21 protein-coding genes are annotated in these 20,592 nt (G+C 44.3%); 14 read left to right on the top strand and 7 right to left on the bottom strand.

What is annotated here, in order from left to right:
- Positions 1 to 174: 174 nt before the first annotated feature.
- Complete coding sequence (locus ABR335_RS12315; RefSeq protein ID WP_225620978.1) at positions 175 to 336, top strand: hypothetical protein; 162 nt, start codon at positions 175 to 177, stop codon at positions 334 to 336.
- Positions 337 to 351: 15 nt separating this feature from the next.
- Positions 352 to 486, top strand: a complete 135-nt coding sequence (locus tag ABR335_RS12310) for a hypothetical protein (RefSeq protein ID WP_014095693.1) — start codon at positions 352 to 354, stop codon at positions 484 to 486.
- A gap of 475 nt (positions 487 to 961) precedes the next feature.
- Here the strand turns inward: ABR335_RS12310 and ABR335_RS12305 are convergent, their stop codons facing one another.
- Positions 962 to 1,117, bottom strand: a complete 156-nt coding sequence (locus tag ABR335_RS12305) for a hypothetical protein (RefSeq protein ID WP_014095692.1) — start codon at positions 1,115 to 1,117, stop codon at positions 962 to 964.
- 729 nt (positions 1,118 to 1,846) lie between these two features.
- On the opposite strand from ABR335_RS12305, the gene ABR335_RS12300 reads away from it, so the two are divergent.
- From ABR335_RS12300 to ABR335_RS12290, 3 genes are all read left to right on the top strand, one after another.
- A complete protein-coding gene (locus ABR335_RS12300) occupies positions 1,847 to 2,722 on the top strand; it encodes an ROK family protein (protein ID WP_014095690.1) in 876 nt (291 codons plus the stop codon).
- Between the two features lie 316 nt (positions 2,723 to 3,038).
- Positions 3,039 to 3,374, top strand: coding sequence for a hypothetical protein (locus ABR335_RS12295; RefSeq protein ID WP_014095689.1), 336 nt, complete (start codon positions 3,039 to 3,041; stop codon positions 3,372 to 3,374).
- A gap of 220 nt (positions 3,375 to 3,594) precedes the next feature.
- Entirely contained in the window at positions 3,595 to 4,356 is a 762-nt protein-coding gene (locus ABR335_RS12290; RefSeq protein WP_014095688.1) for an SDR family oxidoreductase, read from the top strand.
- A gap of 242 nt (positions 4,357 to 4,598) precedes the next feature.
- Here ABR335_RS12290 and ABR335_RS12285 read toward each other — a convergent pair whose 3' ends face one another.
- On the bottom strand, positions 4,599 to 6,284 hold the full coding sequence (locus ABR335_RS12285) for an IS1634 family transposase (protein WP_260832243.1): 1,686 nt from the start codon (positions 6,282 to 6,284) through the stop codon (positions 4,599 to 4,601).
- A 435-nt stretch (positions 6,285 to 6,719) separates the two neighbouring features.
- Here ABR335_RS12285 and ABR335_RS12280 point away from each other — a divergent pair, with 435 nt between their 5' ends.
- The 3 genes from ABR335_RS12280 (at position 6,720) to ABR335_RS12270 (ending at position 9,028) form a co-directional block, all read left to right on the top strand.
- Entirely contained in the window at positions 6,720 to 7,619 is a 900-nt protein-coding gene (locus ABR335_RS12280; protein ID WP_179234336.1) for an ABC transporter ATP-binding protein, read from the top strand.
- A complete protein-coding gene (locus ABR335_RS12275) occupies positions 7,612 to 8,862 on the top strand; it encodes an ABC transporter permease (protein ID WP_179234337.1) in 1,251 nt (416 codons plus the stop codon). Before ABR335_RS12280 ends, ABR335_RS12275 begins: the two co-directional genes overlap by 8 nt.
- Positions 8,863 to 8,938: 76 nt before the next feature.
- Positions 8,939 to 9,028, top strand: a complete 90-nt coding sequence (locus tag ABR335_RS12270) for an archaellin/type IV pilin N-terminal domain-containing protein (RefSeq protein ID WP_017551759.1) — start codon at positions 8,939 to 8,941, stop codon at positions 9,026 to 9,028.
- Between the two features lie 375 nt (positions 9,029 to 9,403).
- On the opposite strand, the gene ABR335_RS12265 is transcribed toward ABR335_RS12270, so the two are convergent.
- Positions 9,404 to 9,589, bottom strand: a complete 186-nt coding sequence (locus tag ABR335_RS12265; RefSeq protein WP_013858831.1) for a hypothetical protein — start codon at positions 9,587 to 9,589, stop codon at positions 9,404 to 9,406.
- A 232-nt stretch (positions 9,590 to 9,821) separates the two neighbouring features.
- Here ABR335_RS12265 and ABR335_RS12260 point away from each other — a divergent pair, with 232 nt between their 5' ends.
- From ABR335_RS12260 to ABR335_RS12240, 5 genes are all read left to right on the top strand, one after another.
- Positions 9,822 to 11,162, top strand: coding sequence for a C1 family peptidase (locus ABR335_RS12260; protein WP_179234338.1), 1,341 nt, complete (start codon positions 9,822 to 9,824; stop codon positions 11,160 to 11,162).
- Between the two features lie 862 nt (positions 11,163 to 12,024).
- Positions 12,025 to 13,278: an MFS transporter gene (locus ABR335_RS12255; protein WP_179234339.1), complete on the top strand. Its 1,254-nt coding sequence runs from the start codon at positions 12,025 to 12,027 to the stop codon at positions 13,276 to 13,278.
- A gap of 284 nt (positions 13,279 to 13,562) precedes the next feature.
- Positions 13,563 to 15,374 (top strand): M3 family oligoendopeptidase, encoded by a 1,812-nt coding sequence (locus ABR335_RS12250; protein WP_179234340.1) that lies wholly within the window; start codon positions 13,563 to 13,565, stop codon positions 15,372 to 15,374.
- Between the two features lie 96 nt (positions 15,375 to 15,470).
- Positions 15,471 to 15,758 (top strand): hypothetical protein, encoded by a 288-nt coding sequence (locus tag ABR335_RS12245; protein ID WP_179234341.1) that lies wholly within the window; start codon positions 15,471 to 15,473, stop codon positions 15,756 to 15,758.
- Positions 15,759 to 15,896: 138 nt separating this feature from the next.
- Positions 15,897 to 16,136, top strand: coding sequence for a YkuS family protein (locus ABR335_RS12240; RefSeq protein WP_013858837.1), 240 nt, complete (start codon positions 15,897 to 15,899; stop codon positions 16,134 to 16,136).
- A 59-nt stretch (positions 16,137 to 16,195) separates the two neighbouring features.
- Here ABR335_RS12240 and ABR335_RS12235 read toward each other — a convergent pair whose 3' ends face one another.
- Positions 16,196 to 16,390 (bottom strand): hypothetical protein, encoded by a 195-nt coding sequence (locus ABR335_RS12235; protein ID WP_013858838.1) that lies wholly within the window; start codon positions 16,388 to 16,390, stop codon positions 16,196 to 16,198.
- A 274-nt stretch (positions 16,391 to 16,664) separates the two neighbouring features.
- Here ABR335_RS12235 and ABR335_RS12230 point away from each other — a divergent pair, with 274 nt between their 5' ends.
- A complete protein-coding gene (locus tag ABR335_RS12230; RefSeq protein WP_207368855.1) occupies positions 16,665 to 18,656 on the top strand; it encodes an acetoacetate--CoA ligase in 1,992 nt (663 codons plus the stop codon).
- A gap of 64 nt (positions 18,657 to 18,720) precedes the next feature.
- Here the strand turns inward: ABR335_RS12230 and ABR335_RS12225 are convergent, their stop codons facing one another.
- Genes ABR335_RS12225 through ABR335_RS12215 form a run of 3 tightly spaced genes read right to left on the bottom strand, consistent with a single transcriptional unit; the run spans position 18,721 to position 20,345 of the window.
- The gene (locus ABR335_RS12225; RefSeq protein WP_017551752.1) at positions 18,721 to 19,260 is read right to left on the bottom strand and encodes a chromate transporter; all 540 of its coding nucleotides are present in this window, start codon (positions 19,258 to 19,260) and stop codon (positions 18,721 to 18,723) included.
- Positions 19,257 to 19,856 carry a chromate transporter gene (locus ABR335_RS12220; RefSeq protein WP_207368856.1) on the bottom strand — a complete coding sequence of 200 codons (600 nt, stop codon included), beginning with the start codon at positions 19,854 to 19,856 and terminating at the stop codon, positions 19,257 to 19,259. The genes ABR335_RS12225 and ABR335_RS12220 overlap by 4 nt, the downstream gene beginning before the upstream one ends.
- A gap of 12 nt (positions 19,857 to 19,868) precedes the next feature.
- Entirely contained in the window at positions 19,869 to 20,345 is a 477-nt protein-coding gene (locus tag ABR335_RS12215; protein ID WP_350346189.1) for an Lrp/AsnC family transcriptional regulator, read from the bottom strand.
- Positions 20,346 to 20,592 lie beyond the last annotated feature (247 nt).

Here is a 20,592-nt window from a genome sequence, read left to right as displayed (position 1 = left end):
CTAATTCGTTCAGCAAGCCCTATTTAGCTGCAGGAATATGTAATACCCGGCCGCATGCTGAGGAGAATCCTCCAAAAAGCCAGGGACGCTGTTTTCCACAAAAAATGGAAACGGCAATCCGGCGCGCATTTTTTTCGGAAGCGGACGCATATTAAAAGAAAGGAGGCGATCCGTGTGAAATGGAATGAACAAGCGGCACCCAATAACCATCAGGCGTCCGCTGATTTGCTTGCGGCTCAAAGTGATGAGACAGAATTTCAATACGAAGAACTTTCAGACGGCGGTGAGCGGAATAAAGTGATACAAGAACAGAAAAAACGCCGTACGCACTTGTAATAGAGGTGGGGCGCCATGGAAATCAAAATCGGACAAGTATATAAAGAAAAGCAGCATGAAACACTTGCCATGGTGGTCGCAGTCCAAAACGAAAGCATTATGCTCGGCACCGGCAATCTGGTATCGCCGAAAACGATTGAAGACCGCTAAGTTCTTGTCCGGGATACCGAATAACGGTGCCCCGGACTATTTTTTTGCAGAAATCTTAAAAATATAGCCTACAATGGCATATCCGGTTAACAGACAAAATGAAAAAATCAGAGTCGGGATAAAGATCGCAACAGCCCCTTTTTCTGGAAGATAGTAGGCAAATATGTGGGAGATCAATTGATTAATAAAATAAGCCAGTACGAGCTCCCTTCGTTTTATTTTATATAGCGGACATGAAGACAAGGTCATCCATTTGTATGATAATGAGCCGACAACAAAGTAGCAAAAAATAAAAAAACCGGCAAAAGCCGGTTTTTAAGGGGGTATTGCTAGACAACAAAAAGGGGGGGTTGTCTAGTTGGTATAGGGTTTTGTAACTTGTCCTTGCTACAGGTATAATAGTACGGGTTTTTTCCTAAAAGATCATGAAAGAAAAATAAGTTTTTGATGAGAATTGTCGATTTTTGTTGAAACTCTACTTCTTGTCTTGATCGGCAGCATCGTTGCTGTCTGCAGCCCGCGCCTTGTATTTTTCCACGATCTGCGCGATTTCTCCTTTATCTCCTTTTGCATTCATCATTTCAAACCATCCGTTTAACCCTTCAGAAATTCTTTTATCATCGTTTTTCATGGCTTGCCTTCTTTCCTCTTTTCCAAATATTTTTTGATTTCGGGCCGGCAAATCAGGGCTGCGATGGCGGGCGGCACAGCAAACATAAAAAATACAAAGTATAACGTGTTCATCACATGGAGATAAAACCAGGTTTCCAAATCGTCCACCCCCGGGTTTGCTTCTATGTATATTTTTTCGCCCGGCCTTTTTCTTATACCGTATAAATTGGTTTTAACCTGTAAATCCTATAAGGAAAAAGAAGGGAGACGCCACAAATGTTCAAGCGCCTGTTAGATTTGTTCAAACTGGACACAACAGGGGACTGGGAAGATTGGGACCTGGACGATGAAAATTTGGAAGACGACTGGGATGAAGAGGACGATGAGGAGATGTAAAGCAGACTTACGGGCCGGGGCATCAAGATTGCGCCGGCTTTAATGCGAAAAAAAACCGGCACAATGCCGGTTGGTAAGGGGAGTTTTTTCTAGACATTAAGGGGGGTATCTAGAAACTTAAGGGTTTGTTGCTTTTTCCTTGCTACACCTAAAATATAACCCTCTTACACTAAAAAGTCATGAAGAAAAAATGAGAAAAAAATGAGAAACAAATTTGTCACATTTTATGCGGGTTCCGATATATAAACACTTAACTCAATTGAAGAAAACGGTATACTAGAATGAGAGATATTTACCTCTCCATTATGAACGGAGAGGCCATTCAAACCAATTTTATTGAGGGGGAATCACCATGCTTTTTGGCGGAGTGGAAGCAGGCGGTACAAAATTTGTTTGTGCAACGGGAGATGAAACAGGAAAAATTCAGGAAAGAGTTGAGTTCCCGACGCGCGATCCGGAAGAAACGGTGAAAGATGTAATCGCGTTTTTTTCACAGTTCGAGACAAAAGCAATCGGCATTGCCTCATTTGGTCCGATTGACGTCAATCCGGAAAGTGATACATATGGATACATTACAACAACACCGAAAACAGCCTGGCAAAATTATCCCATTAAGCAAACGATAGAGAAAGCATTGGGCGTTCCGGCCGGTTTTACGACAGATGTGAACGGGGCGGCGCTCGGGGAGTCGGTGCTTGGCGCGGCGAAAGGGCTAGACAGCTGCCTGTACATCACGGTCGGTACAGGTATCGGAGCTGGAGCCGTTGTAAAAGGCAATCTCCTTGAAGGATGGTCGCACCCGGAAATGGGGCATATTCTTTTGCGCCGCCACCCGGATGATCATTTTGAAGGGGCATGCCCTTTCCATCATGACTGCCTCGAAGGACTCGCAGCCGGGCCGGCAATCGAAGCGCGGTGGGGGCAGAAAGGAAAAGAACTCTCGGACCGTCCGGAAGTCTGGGAAATGGAGGCAGATTATCTGGCACAGGCGCTCATGCAATACATTCTAATTGTGTCGCCGAAAAAAATCATCATGGGCGGCGGCGTGATGCACCAACAGCAATTGTTCCCGCTGATACACAAAAAACTGACCGAGCTGATCAACGGTTATATCAAGCTGCCTGAACCGCTGTCCGAATATATTACGTCCCCGGGCCTTGGCAACGACGCCGGCATTACAGGGGCGATTTTGCTCGGAAAACAGGCATATGAAACAGGCAAATTATAAAACAAAATTTAGCTGAGTGCTGGCTGCTTCTCCGATTTTTCGATTTAAATCGGCATAAATCGAGGGAGTGGCTGGCGTTTTTTTATGTATATTTTCTTCATAAAGACGATGAAGTTTTATTTGGAGCCTGCATAAAGACTGAATCAAAAACTTTTGCCAGGTCCCTGTTCTGTTCGTGCCGCGCTACCAAAAAATAAATCTGAAAACCTAACAATACGGTGAGGTAGCTGAAACCTAGAGTTTTTCGACCGGAAAGAATGAATAAGTTATAATAAATATGATTCTGAATTTTCGTCTAATACAGGGGGGAGTCTTTTTGATAAAGAAACGGAAATATGTGTTAACTTTTGTTTTACTGCTATTGCTGGCTGCAGGGATCTATGCCTTTGCTTTCCGGCAATCTGCAAAGTTTTTTGGTTTTCCTATTCCTGTAAGCGCAAAGCTTGTAAAGGATAAACAGTCCGTAGAAATGTATAAATGGTGGGAAGCAAGTGAAGTGAACGGGCTCCCCTATGTTTATCGGAAGGAAATCCAGTGGTGCGGATGGAAGCAAATTGACCGGGAAGGTGCTATGACCATCTATGAAAAAAAGGGGAAAAAAGTGTCTGTCATTTCATTCGATAATACTTTTTCTGTCGCAGAAGAAGACTAATCGAAGCTGCCTTCTAGTCTTTCTGCAAGGCAAGAGAAGCACCTTGGTTCTTACCCGATATTACCCGACGTTTGGGGCAATTTTTCAATTTTGACTTCTATTTAACTTTTACAACTGAGGTTCGTCTTTAAAAAGTTTGGAAGATGAATAGTGATAGGATATAATATTTATGAGCGCATTCACGAATACTTGAAAGCGCATTCAGAAAGGAGAGGGGATTATGGCAAAACTGGATGGAAAAGTTGCGGTTGTAACAGGCGCTGCCTCTGGTATGGGCAAGGCGATTGCAGCGCTTTACGCAAAAGAAGGAGCAAAAGTGGTGGCATCCGACCTCAATTTGGAAGGTGTGCAGCAGACGGTTGCTGAAATAGAAGCTGCAGGAGGCAAAGCTCTGGCAGTCCAGGCCAATGTGGCGAGCGAAGAAGATGTGCAACATTTGATTGATACCGCCGTGAAAGAGTATGGAACACTCGATATTCTTGTCAATAATGCAGGGATCATGGATAATATGGTGCCGGCTGGGGATCTGACAGACGCCCTGTGGGAAAAAGTGTTTGCTGTCAACACAACCGGGCCGATGCGCACGATCCGGAAGTCACTCCCGATCTTTATTGAAAAAGGAAACGGCGTCATTGTCAATGTTGCTTCTGTCGGCGGGCTGAACGGATCGCGGGCTGGCGCCGCTTATACGGCGTCCAAACATGCGGTGATCGGGTTGACAAAAAACGTCGGTTTTCAATATGTACTGAAAGGCATCCGCTGCAATGCGATTGCGCCAGGCGGGGTGGAAACGAATATCGGCACAACCATGAGCGAGCCAAATGCTTTCGGGCTTGAGCGGGCAATGTCCGGGTCGGCAATCAACCCGAGGAGCGGAAAACCCGAAGAAATTGCGACTATCGCCCTGTTCCTTGCTTCAGACGATGCTTCCTTCGTAAATGGTGCCGTGATTACGGCAGATGCTGGGTGGACGGCTTATTAATTTCAAAAAAGCGGCGGGAAAATATAGAAAAACCCGCTGCTTTTTTTGAAAACACTGTTTGGCAAATGTACAAAGCCAGCTATATAACCCACATTTCGCACGTCTTAAATATAGTTCATTCTAATTTTTGAATGAACTATATTTAAATGGCTTGGTGGGATGATATCTTCTTATTTTTGAGGAATTTTCGATAAAATTCTTTTCAATTCGACATTCTTTTCATGAATTCCTCCTATTGTGTGTTATTCTCCTTTGTTTTCGACATTTTTTGACACGTATATTGATACATCATACCCGCATAATTCAATGATTTTTTTGGCTTGTGAATCAATATTATCGGGTAAGAGCCTTATTTTTTGTTGATTTTGATTTATAAGGATCACGGTAATATCTTCTAATTGCTCTAACAATGCTTGGCCTGTGGGTTGATAGAGTTTCCTTTTTCCTTTCAAGATTAGAGATAGGTTCTTTTCTTTCAGTTCTTTTCTAACTCGATATTCTAAAATTCCATAGATTAATAAAGCCATCACATACACAATACCTAAGGCCTCAACCCTTTCCGGGGTTTTTAAGTAAATGGCATCAATCATTTGTGAATCTTTGATTAATCGGAAACGGGTCTCAGCGGCCGACTGTCCTTTATAAACCCTCAAAACTTCTTGATTGGATAGTGTCTCCTCATCTAATTTATTTGTGATTAAAACAAAAGTGCTGAGCATTTTTTTCTTATTTTCGATAAAATCATGATCTTTTTCAAACGATTCCAGTTGTATTTGATAGATTTGTTCTTGTTTTGTCTGTTCGTCCTTTTTAGGTCTTCCTCTCTTTTTTCGTTTGATAGGTTGATCACTCATCTGGACGTTTAGTTTATAACAGAAATATGAAGCCTTTTGTTTTTTCTTAAAAGATTGAATTGCTTCTAGTGCGTCCTCTTTACAATGAAAGATAACTTTACTCAGTTTTTCTATCTCTTTTTTTAATTGTATTTCTTCCTTTTCGATCGCCCGATTTAGGGTTTTCTCTTTTCGTTGATCTAAATTGTTTGAGTGGACAACAAGAAACCGGTAAGGAAGGTTTTGAATTTGTCTTTCAAAAGCTTGAATTTGGTAAATAGCTGCGTCTTTTTTATTGCTAAGTGAGCCTACCCTTTCCCAGTTATTGAGCAACCATGCCTCTTTCTTTAGTTCTGTGCTTAAACCGAATGTATCAGGTAAACGGGAAATAAACGATAAATTTTGTTGTTGAATTTCCGCTAGATTTTCCGTTGTGATTAATGCAGAATCGGCTTGATAAATGAGATTTTTCCAATCTTCATGGGAAAGGATTTTTCTCATCTTTTGAATGAATTCCACATTCCAAGATTTATCCGAAGTATTCCCATTTTCTACTTTTGCAAGGATAGGAATTCGTTCAGGTGTGACCCCCATCCCCAGAACGATTTGTTTTAAGTCAGGCCTATGGGCCTTACTATACCCGTACGTAATTTGCAGTCCATCTTCCTTCGGTTGCTTATATTCTCCGTAAACAGAAATTGAGGTTGTATCGTTATGCAGTACACCAATAGGAAGATTCAATTTTTTTAGTGCTTTTAATGCAATGGTGGAATAGACTTTCCATGCTTCGGCTTCATACAAGTAATCTAATGCTCTTCCTAATGCATCATCATTTAATTGATCGGGTGAAACCGATGTATCGAAAAGCATCTCAGAATCTAGGTTTTGATAGAATTCATGAACCTTATAAAGGGGCTTGCCACTGCATAAAATGTTTAAGACAAGGGCTTTAATCCTTGTTCCGGGTGAGACATGACAACGGACAGAATCCCATTTGACTAAATCATTAATGGTCTTTTCGAGTTCTATTTCATCACACAGTTTAGATAAAAGTTGAGACGGCCCCACATGTAAGGTTAAAATTTGATCTGACATAAAAATTTCCTCATCTTCCCGTAATTAGATAATCATTCAATTCTACAAAGAAGGAGAAAATTCCTTTAAAAAAATCATAAAATGGAAAAATTTACGTGCGGAATATGCGATATAAAAATGAACTTAAATTTTTCGCACCAAAATCAGCTGAACATTGCTTCTGGCTATACATAAAGAAGTAGTAATATTAGTTCAACTTATATATAAAATGAACTTCAGTTTGCATCAAGCCCGGGCACCAATTTGCATGATGATGAGCGGTAATTTTTCTTTATATGACTGAAAATTTATAAAAACTCATCCATCAAATGGGTAGTAACAAGTCATTGAAAAAGCTGCTTTTTTAAAATGTATGGATCATCAGGGGAAATTTCCTGCAGACTTTTGAAACTTTTCCTGCCGGTTTGCGTAAGTACGAACAAAGGAGGGGAAACCATGTCCTTGGTGTTGGAACATGTAACGAAAAAATTTGGCACGTTTACAGCGGTAAACGATTTGTCGTTAATGATCCCGGAAAAGGAGCTGTTCGGGTTCTTAGGGGCAAACGGAGCAGGAAAAACGACGACTTTCCGGATGATCCTTGGTCTATTAAAGCCGAATGAAGGAAACATCACCTGGAACGGGCGCAAAATGGATTACACATTGAGCCCGGAAATCGGGTATCTGCCGGAAGAACGCGGGCTGTATCCAAAATTGAAAGTAAAAGACCAGCTTGTTTATCTTGCACGGCTGCGCGGAATGGGTAAGCAGGATGCGGTGAAAGAACTAAAATACTGGCTTGGCCGTTTTCATGTCGAAGAATATTTGGATAAACGGGTGGAAGAACTGTCAAAAGGAAACCAGCAGAAGATCCAGTTTATCGCTGCTGTTCTACATAAGCCGAAGCTGCTGATTTTAGATGAGCCCTTCAGCGGCCTTGACCCGGTCAATGTGGAAACGTTAAAAACAGCGGTCGCAGAACTGCGGGATCAGGGCGCGACCATTGTGTTTTCAAGCCACCGGATGGAACATGTTGAAGAACTTTGCGAGCATTTGTGCATTATGCATCATGGCAGCCCGGTTGTGCATGGTGAACTGAGAGCGGTCAAACGTGCATTTGGGAAACAAAATGTCGTGATCCATGCTGATTTTGATCTGGCATTTTTACGTGCCTTCCCGGGGGTCGTCCGATTTAAGAAAACGGCGCTCGGGGCGGAGCTGCAAATTGACCGGATGGAAGCGGCGCAAAAAATTTTAGATGAAATCAACGGAAAAGGTTTCATCCGTAAGTTTGCGCTTGAAGAACCATCTCTAAACGATATTTTCATAGAAAAGGTGGGGGCTTCCTATGAATAGGTTCGGCATTTTAATCGGCCATGCCTACATGTCAAAACTAAAAACAAAATCCTTCGTGATCACGACGGCTATTTTGCTCGTTGCTGTCCTGCTGATGGGAAACATAAACCGGATGATCGATATGTTTGCCGGCAGCAAGCAGAAAAAGTTTGCGGTTTTGGATGAGACGAACACGCTGTACGGGCCGCTTAAGCAGCAATTAAAAACCGTTGATAAAGATATCCGGCTTGTGCAGGCCGAAAAAAGCGAAAGTGCGTTGCGGAAAGAAGTATTAAAGGAAAAATATGAAGGGTATGTTGTTTTATCGCTTGACGCAGCTGGCATGCCGAAAGCAGTCTATAAAGCCCCGAATCTTGCCGATACCGGGACTACGGATAGTTTGGAGCAGGCGCTGCAGGCTGTAAAAAGCAATATGGCGGCAGGAAAACTGAAGCTTTCTTCTGCAGAGCTTTCACTTTTAAATAGCCCCGCATCCTTTAAGAGCATCAATCTGGAGCAAGATGCAAAATCCGAAGCAGAACTGGCGCAGGCGAGGGGGCTTGTCTATATTTTGCTGTTTGCGATTTATTTTGCGGTCATTTTTTACGCCAGTGCGGTCGGAATGGAAGTGGCGACTGAAAAAGCTTCACGGGTAATGGAAATCTTAATTTCAAGCGTCCCGCCAGTGCAGCAGATGTTTGCGAAAATCATCAGCGGCGCCCTGCTCGGTTTGACACAGATGGCGGTGCTCCTTGCCGCAGCATATGCAACCATCAAACAAAATATCGATCACTTGACGGGCGGCTTTTTTTCTGTATTTGGATTTTCGGATATAAAGGTGTCAACGATTGTGTACGCTGTGGTGTTTTTCCTGCTCGGGTATTTGCTGTATGCCACTTTGGCGGCTTTTCTCGGCTCGCTTGTCAGCCGGATTGAAGATGCCCAGCAGATGATGATGCCGATGACGTTTCTTGTCATGATCGGGTTCTTCCTTGCGATGGCCGGGCTTGGAAATCCTTCTGCCAGCTATATTACCGTTCTGTCGTACATTCCGTTTTTTACACCGATGCTCATGTTTTTGCGGGTGGGCATGCTCGACTTGCCGGTGTGGGCAGGGCTTTCGGGTGTGGCTGTCATGGTTGTCACGATTGTGTTCATGGCGATAGCAGGTGCGCGCATCTACCGCGGCGGCGTGCTGCTTTACGGCAAAAGCAATTCGTTGAAAAACATTCTGAAGGCGCTGCAAATGTCAAAAGAAGGCTAAGCCTGCCGTTTGAATTCTCCCCTTGATGGGTATACTGAATGTAACTGAAAGTCCGTGCAGAGGGGAGCGTTTTATTTTGAAATCAAAAAGAGTCGTCTTTGGTACCATTGTGCTTTTTCTTGTCGTCGTGGTGCTTGCCGGTTACTTTATTTGGTTCAGCAAATAAAGCCGTATTACATAGATGAGCAATAAAGGTCCGGGCTGCTCAAGATTTTTTATGACCCGGTGGCAAGGCTTGCGCGCGGATTGTTTGAAAGACATGATACGCACCGGAACGAACAGGCGCTTCTGCTTGTGCTAAGGCCTCATCCGGATGTGTATGCAACACTTTAAATACGCACGGAAACGGCCGCAAATTTGGGCGAATTTTCCGGAAACAGAACGCTCACAGCCGTGCTGCGAAATATGAAGACGGATGCGGTTTATCTCGTTGTAAATGGCGATTTTGATGCAGCTGGATTTGCGTAAATCATTTCGACTGCCCCGGATGCTAAATTGAAGAAAGCGGATTTCCCATTTGCAGGAAGTCCGCTTTTGCCTGTTAAATGCTCTTTTTCATCCCGCATCTCCGGCATTCACGCAAAAACACGCCATGTTTGACCGATGACTTGAAGTGGCTGTAACCACAATTATCACAGCGGCCCGGATGGACGTCGGGCATTTCTTTATAATCATAAACAATACTTGTATCATAACCTTTTGTTTCATAATCCTTTTCTTCACTCATCTGCCATCACCCCGTTTGAGTCTTTCTCGTAAAACAGCATACCATAATTTAAAAAAACTTGGGAAATGAACGGACGAAAAAACCTTCCTTACCGAACAGCGGAAAATGCAAAGGAAAAATCGCTGAACCGTGTTCCGTTTCAGAAAGGCATGCTTTTCCAAAACGCAAAATTGTCTTATCTGATTGAAAAAGGCGTATAATAAAAAAGAACTTACTGGAAAGGAAGATTTAAATGGCAAAAGAAATTACACGGGAAATGGCGGAGCGGTTTTCCCAGCAAATCCGCGAACTGCCGCAAAACAAAGTGATTCAAAATGCAATGATGAAAAACGGATTGAAGGCCGCGACAATCAACAATGATGCTGTGGTTTCTATGAATCACGTATTCTCCCACGAAATTGAAACGGGAAAAGTGTCAAATCAGAAACAAAGCGGGCGCTGCTGGATGTTTGCTGCCTTAAATACGTTTACGCATAAGTTAAATGCAAAATTCAGATTGAAAGACTTTGAGCTTTCGCAAAACTATACGAATTTCTGGGATAAATTTGAAAAATCCAATTACTTCCTGGAAACGATGATTGAAACCGCAGACGAACCTGTAGAAGGACGGCTCATTTCCTGGCTGCTTGAAACCCCGCAGCAGGACGGCGGACAGTGGGATATGCTCGTCGCGCTCATTAAAAAATACGGCGTTGTGCCAAAACAGGTTATGCCGGAAACCTTTAACAGCAGCAACTCGCGCGAACTCAATTCGCTTTTAAATGCCAAGCTCCGCGAAGATGCGGTGAAACTGAGAAAAATGCACGCAGCAGGACAGCCGGAAGAAGAATTGCGGCAGGCGAAAGAAGGCATGCTTGCAGAAGTTTACAAATTGCTGGCCTTTGCACTCGGTGAGCCGCCGAAGACATTTGATTTTGAATTCCGCGATACCGACAAACTGTTCCATCGCGAGCAAAACATTACACCACAGGCATTTTTTGAGAAATACGTCGGATTTGATCTCGACCAATACATCAGCATTATCAATGCGCCAACAAGCGACAAACCATACGGCAAAACGTATACAGTGCAGTATTTGGGCAATGTGGTTGGCGGCAAACCGGTTAAATATTTAAATGTTGATATCGAAACCTTTAAATCGCTGGCCGTAAAACAGCTGAAGGATAACCGCAGTGTCTGGTTCGGCTGTGATGTTGCCGCATCCTCAGACCGGAATAAAGGCATCATGGATACCAGCCTCTTCGATTTGGAAAAAGCTTTCGGATTTTCGTTCGGCATGACCAAAGCGGAACGGCTCGATTATAAAGACAGCGTGATGACGCACGCAATGGTATTGACCGGTGTCAACCTCGTTGACGGCAAACCGGACAGATGGAAAGTGGAAAACAGCTGGGGTGAAAAAGTGGGCAAAGACGGTTATTTTGTCATGAGTGACGCCTGGATGGATGAATATACGTACCAAATCGTCATTGACAAAAAATATTTGCCAGAGGATTTGCAAAAAGCATGGGAACAAGATCCGATTGTCCTGAAACCTTGGGATCCGATGGGGTCTCTTGCCTGGATGCATTAAACAAAAGGCGCGGTTGACATCAGCCGCGCTTTTTAAGTAGGGCTTGCTGAGGTTTCTTAACATAGACGCCCTCTATGTTAAGGAAGGCCGTCAATTTTCCGTGCTTTCTTAACGTAGACGGGCTCTATGTTAAGAAAGGCCGTCAATTTTGCGCGCTTCCTTAACGTAGACGGGCTCTATGTGAAGGAAGGGCCACATTTTTTCGTGCTTTCTTAACATAGACGGGCTCTAAGTTAAGGAAGGCCGTCAATTTTGCTTGCTTTCTTAACATAGGCGAGCTCTAAGTTAAGGAAGGCCGTCAATTTTTCGTGCTTCCTTAACGTAGACGGGCTCTAAGTTAAGGAAGGCCGTCAATTTTTCGCACTTTCTTAACGTAGACAGATCCTAAGTTAAGGAAGGCCGTCAATTTTGCTTGCTTTCTTAACATAGGCGAGCTCTAAGTTAAGGAAGGCCGTCAATTTTGCCTGCTTTCTTAACATAGACGGGCCCTAAGTTAAGGAAGGCCGTCAATTTTGCTTGCTTCCTTAACGTAGACGGGCTCTATGTGAAGGAAGGGCCACATTTTTTCGTGCTTTCTTAACATAGACGAGCTCCAAGTTAAGGAAGACCCTCAATTTTCCACGCTTCCTTAACATAGACGGGCTCAATCTGAAGGAAGAACCCAAAGTATGTAAAATGCCCCGGAAACGGACCCGTCCCACAATGAAGGCGGCATCTTCAAAATTTTAAAAATACAAATATTTCCTAGAAAGCTCCTGAAATCTGCTGTTCTAATATTGAAAAATTTTCCCCAGCCTTGTAAAATGGAAAAAAGGAGTTGTAATTGTATGAAATATAAGAATCATACGGACTTGATCAGGCGATGAAAAAAAACAATGATATTATACGAGTGTTAAAGCATTCGCCCGACTATAGAAAGTTATTGGCAACGACTACCGTTACAGGATTAACAACCTGGGGTTCCTTTATTTCAATGCTCGTCCTTTTAGGGAAAATAACGGACAACGGATTGCAGTTAGGGACGCTGTGGGCTGTAAGCGGTTTAGTGCCGATTGCGATGAGTTTTCTATTAGGCGGGCTTATTGACAGAATGGATACCAAGAAAATCATTGTAGTATCTGAACTGCTGAAATCGCCGCTATATGCCCTTTTTATACTTGTGCCCGTGTTCGACGGTTGGGCAGCTTGGATTTTTTTCTTTGTGATCAGGTTTTTTATCGGCGTTCTCTCATCTTTGACTACCGTTGCGAGACAAACCATTATTCCGGAAATCATGAAAGAAGAAGACTTGATCATCGCGAATTCATTGAACTTTTCTTTGACCAGTTTGATTCGCTTAATCGGTGCGGCATCCGGCGGGGTTTTGGTAACATTGCTCAATCTAAATGTTTTTTGGATTTTAACGTCTTTATCTTTTATTTATGCCGGCATCACCATGTGGACATTGAATTTAAAAAATTCCAAAATAAAGTCAAAGGAAAGAAACTTTCTAAGCGAACTAAAGATTGGCTTATCCGTGGTAAAAAAGCAAATTTACATCAGATATGTATTGTTTTTTGCCTTAACAGGGGGCTTAGTTATCGGGTCTTTTAACCTGATGATTCAACAAATGGTAAACCATATTTATCATGTTCCCCCTATTGGCATTAGCATGTTATACGTTGCTGAAGGTTTGACTTCTGTCATTCTGGGTCTTTGGATTGCCAATAATAAAATTTTTTTCAAAAATATTCACCGGTATGGCTATAGCTATATCTTAATGGGATTAAGCTGGGCTGTGTTTGGGCTTTCCAATAATTTGTTTGAAGGCATTGTCATTATGGTCTTCTATGCATTTGTCGGCGGATTCATTGTCCCATTCGAACGGCATGTGATGCAAACACATGTTGAAAGCAATCTTAGAGGGAGAGTTTTTGGGCTTTGGAATACTTGCAGCATGGTTTCCATGCAATTTGGCGCTTTTTTGACAGGGATTATCATTCAGTATCTTGGATTGAGGTCTGTAACGCCACTAGCTGCTTTACTGGAGATCGTGCTCGGGGTTGTGTTTTTCTTTCGATTTAGAGGGAAAAAATTAGCATTTACGAATCAAGAAAGCTTCACTTCTTCATCCTAAACACCAGCCGGAAAAATAACGGAACAGCCCGGTTATAAAACTGGTGTGATGGCGCACGCAATGGTGCTCAGTAAGTCCCATTAACGGCAACCGGCAAAAAACTGCCAGGTGAAAAAGGGGAGAGGAAGCGGTGCAGTTAACATGTTTAATTTCAATCCCGATTTTTAAAAGGCGAAACATTTCCCCGGAAAGGATTCGATCCTGAAATTTTTTACCGAGATTGTAAATATATTGGTATTTTGTGCGGCACCCTGTAAAATGGAAGAAAGAAAGGAGTTGCAAATATGAAATATAAGAATACTTGGGATCTGGATGCCGTGATTCCGGGCGGCACAAAATCGTCGGAACTGCAGGAAAAACTGCGCGGGCTGAAAGAAGAAATCGGGCAATATAAAAGCCAGCTCGACGGATGGGCATTTTCAAAAGACCCGTCTCCGGAGCCGTTTAAGGGCATCCTGAAAAAACAGGAAGAGATCGAAAAGGGGCTCAGCCAGTCTGCGACATTTGTGCAAATGTGGCATGATGCCTACATGGATGATGACTATGCAAATGTCGTGATGGGACAAATCATGGATTTGTACAGCGAGATGCAAAAACTCGGGACCACTTTCCAGAAAAAACTGGTGGCCATCCCAGACGAAGACTGGAAAAAGTTTTTACAGGACAAGGAATTGAGCGAAGTCTCCTTTGCCCTCAATGAAACGCGTGATGAAGGAAAACGGCTCTTGTCGGAAGAAGAGGAAAAGCTGATTGCCGACCTCAACCAGGACGGGCTGGCCGGCTGGAGCAGACTGTATGACACAGCCGTTTCGACCATGACCATCCCGTTTACAGATAAAGAAGGCAAGACGGTATCCTTATCCGTCGGTCAGGCGATGAACCGGATGTATGCCGATCCGGATCCGGAAGTGCGCAAACAGCTGTTTGAAAACTGGGAAGCGGCATGGGAAAAATATGCACCGGTTTTTGCCGATACGCTTAACCACTTGGACGGTTACCGGATTACGCTGCAAAAAGCTCATGGCAGGAAGTCTTTTCTGGAAGAGCCGCTTGAATACAACCGGATGTCTGAAGAAACGCTTCAAGCGATGTGGAAAGCTGTTTCTGAAAACAAGCAGCCGTTTGTCGACTTTCTCAATCAAAAAGCAAAAATTTTCGGGATGGAAAAACTCGGCTGGCAGGATGTTGATGCGCCGGTTGCACTCGGCAATATGAAACCGGCCCGATTTACATATGATGAAGCGTGCGATTTTGTCATCCAGCATTTTGCTTCTTTCGGGCCGAAACTGTCTGCATTTGCGAAACACGCCCTTGAAAACCGCTGGGTAGAGGCGGAAGACCGGCCGAATAAACGCCCGGGCGGCTATTGTACCAGTCTGCCGGAGTTTGAAGAGTCGCGGATTTTTATGACATTTACCGGCTCCACAAACGATGCAAGCACGTTGGCGCACGAACTCGGCCACGCATTTCACAGCCATGTCATGCGCGATTTGCCGCGTTTGAACCGCGAATATGCGATGAACGTGGCCGAAACTGCGAGCACCTTTGCAGAAACGATCATTGGCAATGCGACGGTTGCCAATGCAAAGTCAAAGGAAGAAAAGGTTTCTTTATTAAATGCAAAGCTTGAAAATGCAACGGCCATGTTTTTAAACATCCATGCCCGTTTCCTATTTGAAAAAAGTTTTTACGAAGAGCGTTCAAAAGGCATTGTGTCCGAACAAAGGCTCAATGAACTGATGGAAAAGGCGCAAAAAGAAGCGTATGCTGACAGCTTGTCCGGCTATCACCCGCATTTCTGGTGCAGCAAGCTTCACTTCTTTATTGACGATGTGCCGTTCTACAATTTTCCATACACATTCGGTTATTTATTCAGCCTTGGCATTTACGCCGAATTTTTGAAAAATCCGGATGGCTTTGAAGACAAATATATTGCCCTTTTGCGCGATACCGGACGAATGAAAGTGGAGGATCTTGCTAAAAAACATCTTGGCGTTGACCTGACAAAACCGGACTTCTGGGCAGCTGGCATTGACATTATGGCAGAAGATGCCCGGGAATTTATCCGGCTTTCGGACGAATTGCTCGGCAAGTAAAGGCGCAAGCCAAGAAAAACCGTACAGTTGGAAAAACTGTGCGGTTTTTCAATACAGGACATGGTATCATATATCCAAAAAAGCGGAGGGGATTTTATGGACGAAATGCAGCAGCAAATACTGGCTGAACTGAAAAGCCTGAAAACCGATGTTGCCGGTCTCAAAGAAGGCCAGGATCGGCTGGAAACAAAAATGGACAATCTTGCTCTCGAACTGCGCAATAGCTATAAATATACAAATGAAAAGATGGAAGAACACAGAAATGTTCTTGATAACGTCGCAAGAGAATTGAAAATTGCTAAAATTGATATCGACTATCTCAGCAGTAAAACTGGGATACATGATACAAAAATCAACCGGATTCTCAGCAACATCAAAGCATAAAAAAGTATCCGTCGAATCGTGCGGATGCTTTTTTTAATGGGAAAAAGGCGATTTTTCACAGAACCCGCTGCAGCCGGGGAAAAAACATGTTTTTTCTAAAATGAGATGGGTACGATAAAAAAGAGGGAGGTGTTAACCATGGCAGTAATCGGTGTAGAAGAGGCTTTGACAAATGTCCAAGAAGCCCTGCGCGATAAGGGATATGAAGTGAAAACCATTCAGAACGAATCAGATGTACAGGGTTGTGACTGCTGTGTTGTAACCGGCAGCGAGATGAACGCAATGGGAATCAATGACACGATGACGAAGGCGCCTGTCATTGATGCAAAAGGCATGTCTGCTGAAGATATTGTAAAAGAAGTGGCGAGCAGAATGTAAAAGGCCGGGGTTGTCCCGGCCTTTTACACGTGCAAAAAGCGTCCGCTTCCCGGCACTTTTTATTTTTTATTGTTCTGCGATCCATTCGTCACATTGTTCACTGCATTTGAAGTTGCATCCACAGCGTTCATCGCCACATCTTCCGTCGTTTCCAGCCCTTTATGGACAGCGTGAAAAGCGGCACCTGCCGTATTTTTTACATCTTCCGCAATGTTATTTTTGTTTTGCTGGTTGTTGTTCTTCTGATTTGCCATAAAATCACCTCCTGTACAGCCAATAGCATATGTATCCGGGAAGGTTTTATACAGCCGCTTGTCCAAATGGTGGCGGCCGACCTTTTTCTGTAAAAGGAAAAGCGAAGTGTCAAGAACATTGCGGTGTGCGCCTAAACGAGACAAGGAGCGCATCGGGCTTTCCCCCATCTTCTCCGAACCGCCTTTTCATTCGTTGACGAAATATTTCATGTCTTGGTAAAATAGTAAAAGATAACGCTTACAAAATACATCACGCAGATGGGGAGGAACTCGAGTGAAGACGGTCACAGAAGGGGCATTATTATGGCAGCCGTCAGGGGAGCGGATTGAAAAAGCAGGGGTTACCCGTTACCGTAAATGGTTGGAAAAAGAATACGGTTTGACATTTCAGCACCACCAGGATCTTTGGAAATGGTCCGTGGATCAGCTGGAACCGTTTTGGAAAAGCATTTGGGAATACTGTGGTGTCATATCCCATACGCCGTATGAACAAGTCTTGAAATCGAGGACAATGCCTGGCGCCGAATGGTTCACCGGGTCTACGCTCAACTACGCCGAGCACGTTTTCCGCAACAGCAGAAAGCACAAGCCTGCGCTCATTTTCCAATCGGAAACCGTCCGGCAAAGGGAAGTCAGCTGGCAGGAATTGAAGGAAAAAACAGCACAGACGGCGCAGTACCTGAAAAAACTTGGTGTCCAAAAAGGGGACCGGGTGGTGGCATATATGCCAAGTATGCCGGAAACGGTGATCGCTTTCCTGGCATGTGCCTCCATTGGCGCGGTCTGGTCATCGTGTTCCCCGGACTTTGGCAATGAGAGCGTCATTGAGCGGTTTAAACAAATCGAACCGGCTGTTTTATTTGCGGTTGATGGCTATTCCTATAACGGAAAAATTTTTGACAAACGAAAAAACATCACGGAACTTCAGGCGGCCCTTCCAACGTTAAAGAAAACAATCGTGGTGCCTTATATCGATTTTGACGAGATAAAACCGGACAGCAGCACGGTCTCCTTTAAGGAAGTGCTGAAAGAAGAAGCTGAACTCGCGTTTGAACCTGTACCGTTTGATCACCCGCTGTGGATTTTATTTTCATCCGGCACAACCGGTCTGCCGAAACCGATCGTCCAGGGACAGGGTGGCATCCTTCTGGAACACTTGAAAATTTTAAAAGTCGAACAAGGGGTGGAGCCAGATGATGTGTATTTTTGGTTCACCACAACCGGTTGGATGATGTGGAATCTTGTAATCGGCAACTTGCTGGCCGGGGCGACGGTTGTTCTGTACGATGGCAGCCCGGCATACCCAACTATGGATGCATTATGGGACTTGGCTGAAAAAACCGGCATGACCCACTTCGGTACAAGTGCCGGGTACATTAGTGTGTGCATGAAATCCGGCATCAAGCCGAAGGAAAAACACGATTTATCCCATCTCAAGGCAATTTTGTCAACGGGATCCCCGCTTACGGCGGAAGGTTTCATTTGGTGTTATGAAAATGTCAAGGAGGATTTATGGGTCGTTTCGACAAGCGGGGGGACGGACCTTTGCACCGCATTTGTCGGCGGCTCGCCTGTTTTGCCGGTTCATGCCGGCGAAATCCAGACGCGTGGGCTGGGTGCAAATATTCAGGCATTTGACGAGGAAGGCAAACCGGTTGTGAATGAAGTCGGGGAACTGGTAATTTGCGATCCGATGCCGTCAATGCCGCTGTATTTTTGGGGGGATGAAGGCAACAAACGTTACTTCGAAAGTTATTTTGATGTCTATCCTGGGGTATGGCGGCATGGGGACTGGATCAAAATCGACGAAAAAGGCAGCTGTGTTATTTACGGCCGCTCCGATTCCACGATTAATCGCCAGGGCGTTCGCATGGGCACGAGCGAAATTTACCGGGCGGTCGAAGGCATTGATGAAATTATCGAGAGCCTTGTCATCGACCTTGAACATCTCGGCAGGCAGTCATTCATGCCGCTATTTGTCGTCCTGAAGCAGGGTCGGCATTTAGATGAGACGTTAAAAAACCGCATCAAAACCGAAATCCGGGCGAAAGTTTCGCCACGCTTTGTCCCGGATGAAATTTATGAAGTTGAACAAATCCCAAAAACATTGAGTGGAAAGAAACTGGAAGTGCCGATCCGTAAAATTTTGCTCGGCTTTCCGGTTGATAAAGTCGTGAACAGGGGTTCAATGGCCAATCCGGAAGCACTTGACTTCTTTATTGAACTCGCCCAAACGCTAAACGATCAGAAAACTGAAACAGAGTAAAAAACCTGGATGCCTGCTTCATCAGGCATCCAGGTTTTATGTGGCGCATCTTCTCCTTATCCCGTTACACAATATGCTGAAGCACGATGCCACCATAGAGAAATGCCGCGCAAATCACAAGGGCGGGGTGGATCTTCCGGATATGCATGGCCCAGAAAGCGACGGCGGCGATGCCAAGCGACTGCCAGATGCCGATCTGGCCGAAGGAACTTTTTGCCATCTGCCATGTCAGCACCACCATCATAATGGTGATGACCGGCTGCACAAGCAGAGACATCCCTTTCACAACCGGAGACTGGCGGTATTTGTGCAATACTTTCAGCAACACAATCAATGCCACGGCAGACGGCAATATCGTTCCGGCAAGAGCCGCTAACAGTCCTGTCCACCCGCCTGCTCCATAGCCGACGAATGCGGCAATTTTTGTCGCGATCGGGCCCGGGAGTGCATTGCCGAGTGCCAGCATATTGGAAAATTCGCTGTCGTTCAGCCATCCGTAATGCGTCACAATTTCATGGTACATCAATGGAATGGAGGAAGGCCCCCCGCCGTAGCCAAGGATATTTGCAATGAAAAAACCGAGCATCAATTGGAACCAGATCATCCCGCTTCATCCCTTTTCTTCTTTTTTTCATCTCTCCTCCATTTTGCAATGAGTCGAAAGTGGATACTTCCGTACGCAAGAAAAATCAGAATGACAATAGCTGGGTGGAGATGGATCGTTTGAAGTAGGAGAAAGGAAATAACAAACATTGCGATTCCGAAAACCTTCCCAAGGCCCTTGACCGTTTTTTCCCCGAAATCGTAAGCCATTTGGCCAAGCATAACAGCAACAACCGGCATGACCCCTGCGATCATTCCGGCCACAATCTTTGAATGGCTTAATACCGATACAAGCGACAGCAACGCAATCATGGCGATGCTGCTCGGAAGAATATGGAATAAAATGGCGAACACGGCGCCGGTTGTCTTTTTCAACTTGTAACCGAGGTAAGCGGCCATTTTTGTTGCAATCGGGCCGGGGAGCGCGTTTGCGATTGCCAATGTTTCCCCGAATTCGTCGTCATCCAGCCATTTGTACCTTGTCACCGCCTCATACCGGAAAAGCGGCATGACAGACGGGCCGCCGCCATAGCCGAGAATGCCGGTCCGCAGCATCGCCATGGCAAGCTGGGCATAAGCATTTTGCTGTTTTTCCATCGTGCAACCCCCTTACAGTTTCATTCCTATTCGGCTTTTATAACGTTTGAGTAAAATCTGGCAATCGACACTCATAATGCCAGGCAAGGGATATAACCGTTCTTTAAGAAACAGTTCCATTTCCTCGTTGTCTTTAAATAAGCCGTGCATATGAAGTTTGCTGGGGCCTGACATATGATAAAGGCTTGAAACCGCCGGATCTTTGGCCAATGTTTCGGCCACTTCCTGTAAATGTTTCGGTTCTACTTCAACATTAAAAAAAGCGGACTGGTGAAGGCCGATTTTTTCAGGGTTCACGACAGCGGTAAAACATTCAATCACACCATTTTCAACGAGGGAATGGACGCGTGATTGAACAGCCACACGGGAAAGTTTGATTTCTTTTGCCAAATCTGTAAACGAAACTCTGCCATTTCCGTTTAAAAGCTGAATGATTTGGCGGTCAATTTCATCCAGCTGAACGGCAGCACCATCATATTGCCTGGGCATAGACTCCTCTCCTTTATTTCAAAATGTAAGCAAATTCTAATCTGTAAGTATCTATATATATTAATATACTGAAAAAGCGAACGAAATACAATCAATTTTGCAAAATAAGTGACAGAACGTAAAAAAGTAGTTTTGAAATTTTTACAAATTTCCATTGGTTGCGATTACAAATAAGGCTTTTCTTTCTAAACGAAATAGAATGGGGTGCGTTCCCTTCTTTTTGAAGGAAAAAAGACGGAAACATCGC

This window comes from Heyndrickxia faecalis (genome assembly GCF_040267745.1).
In the GTDB taxonomy this organism is placed as follows: Bacteria; Bacillota; Bacilli; order Bacillales; family Bacillaceae_C; genus Weizmannia; species Weizmannia faecalis.
The sequence above is the reverse complement of the archived record's forward strand: the minus strand, read 5'-3'. Positions and strand labels throughout refer to the sequence as shown.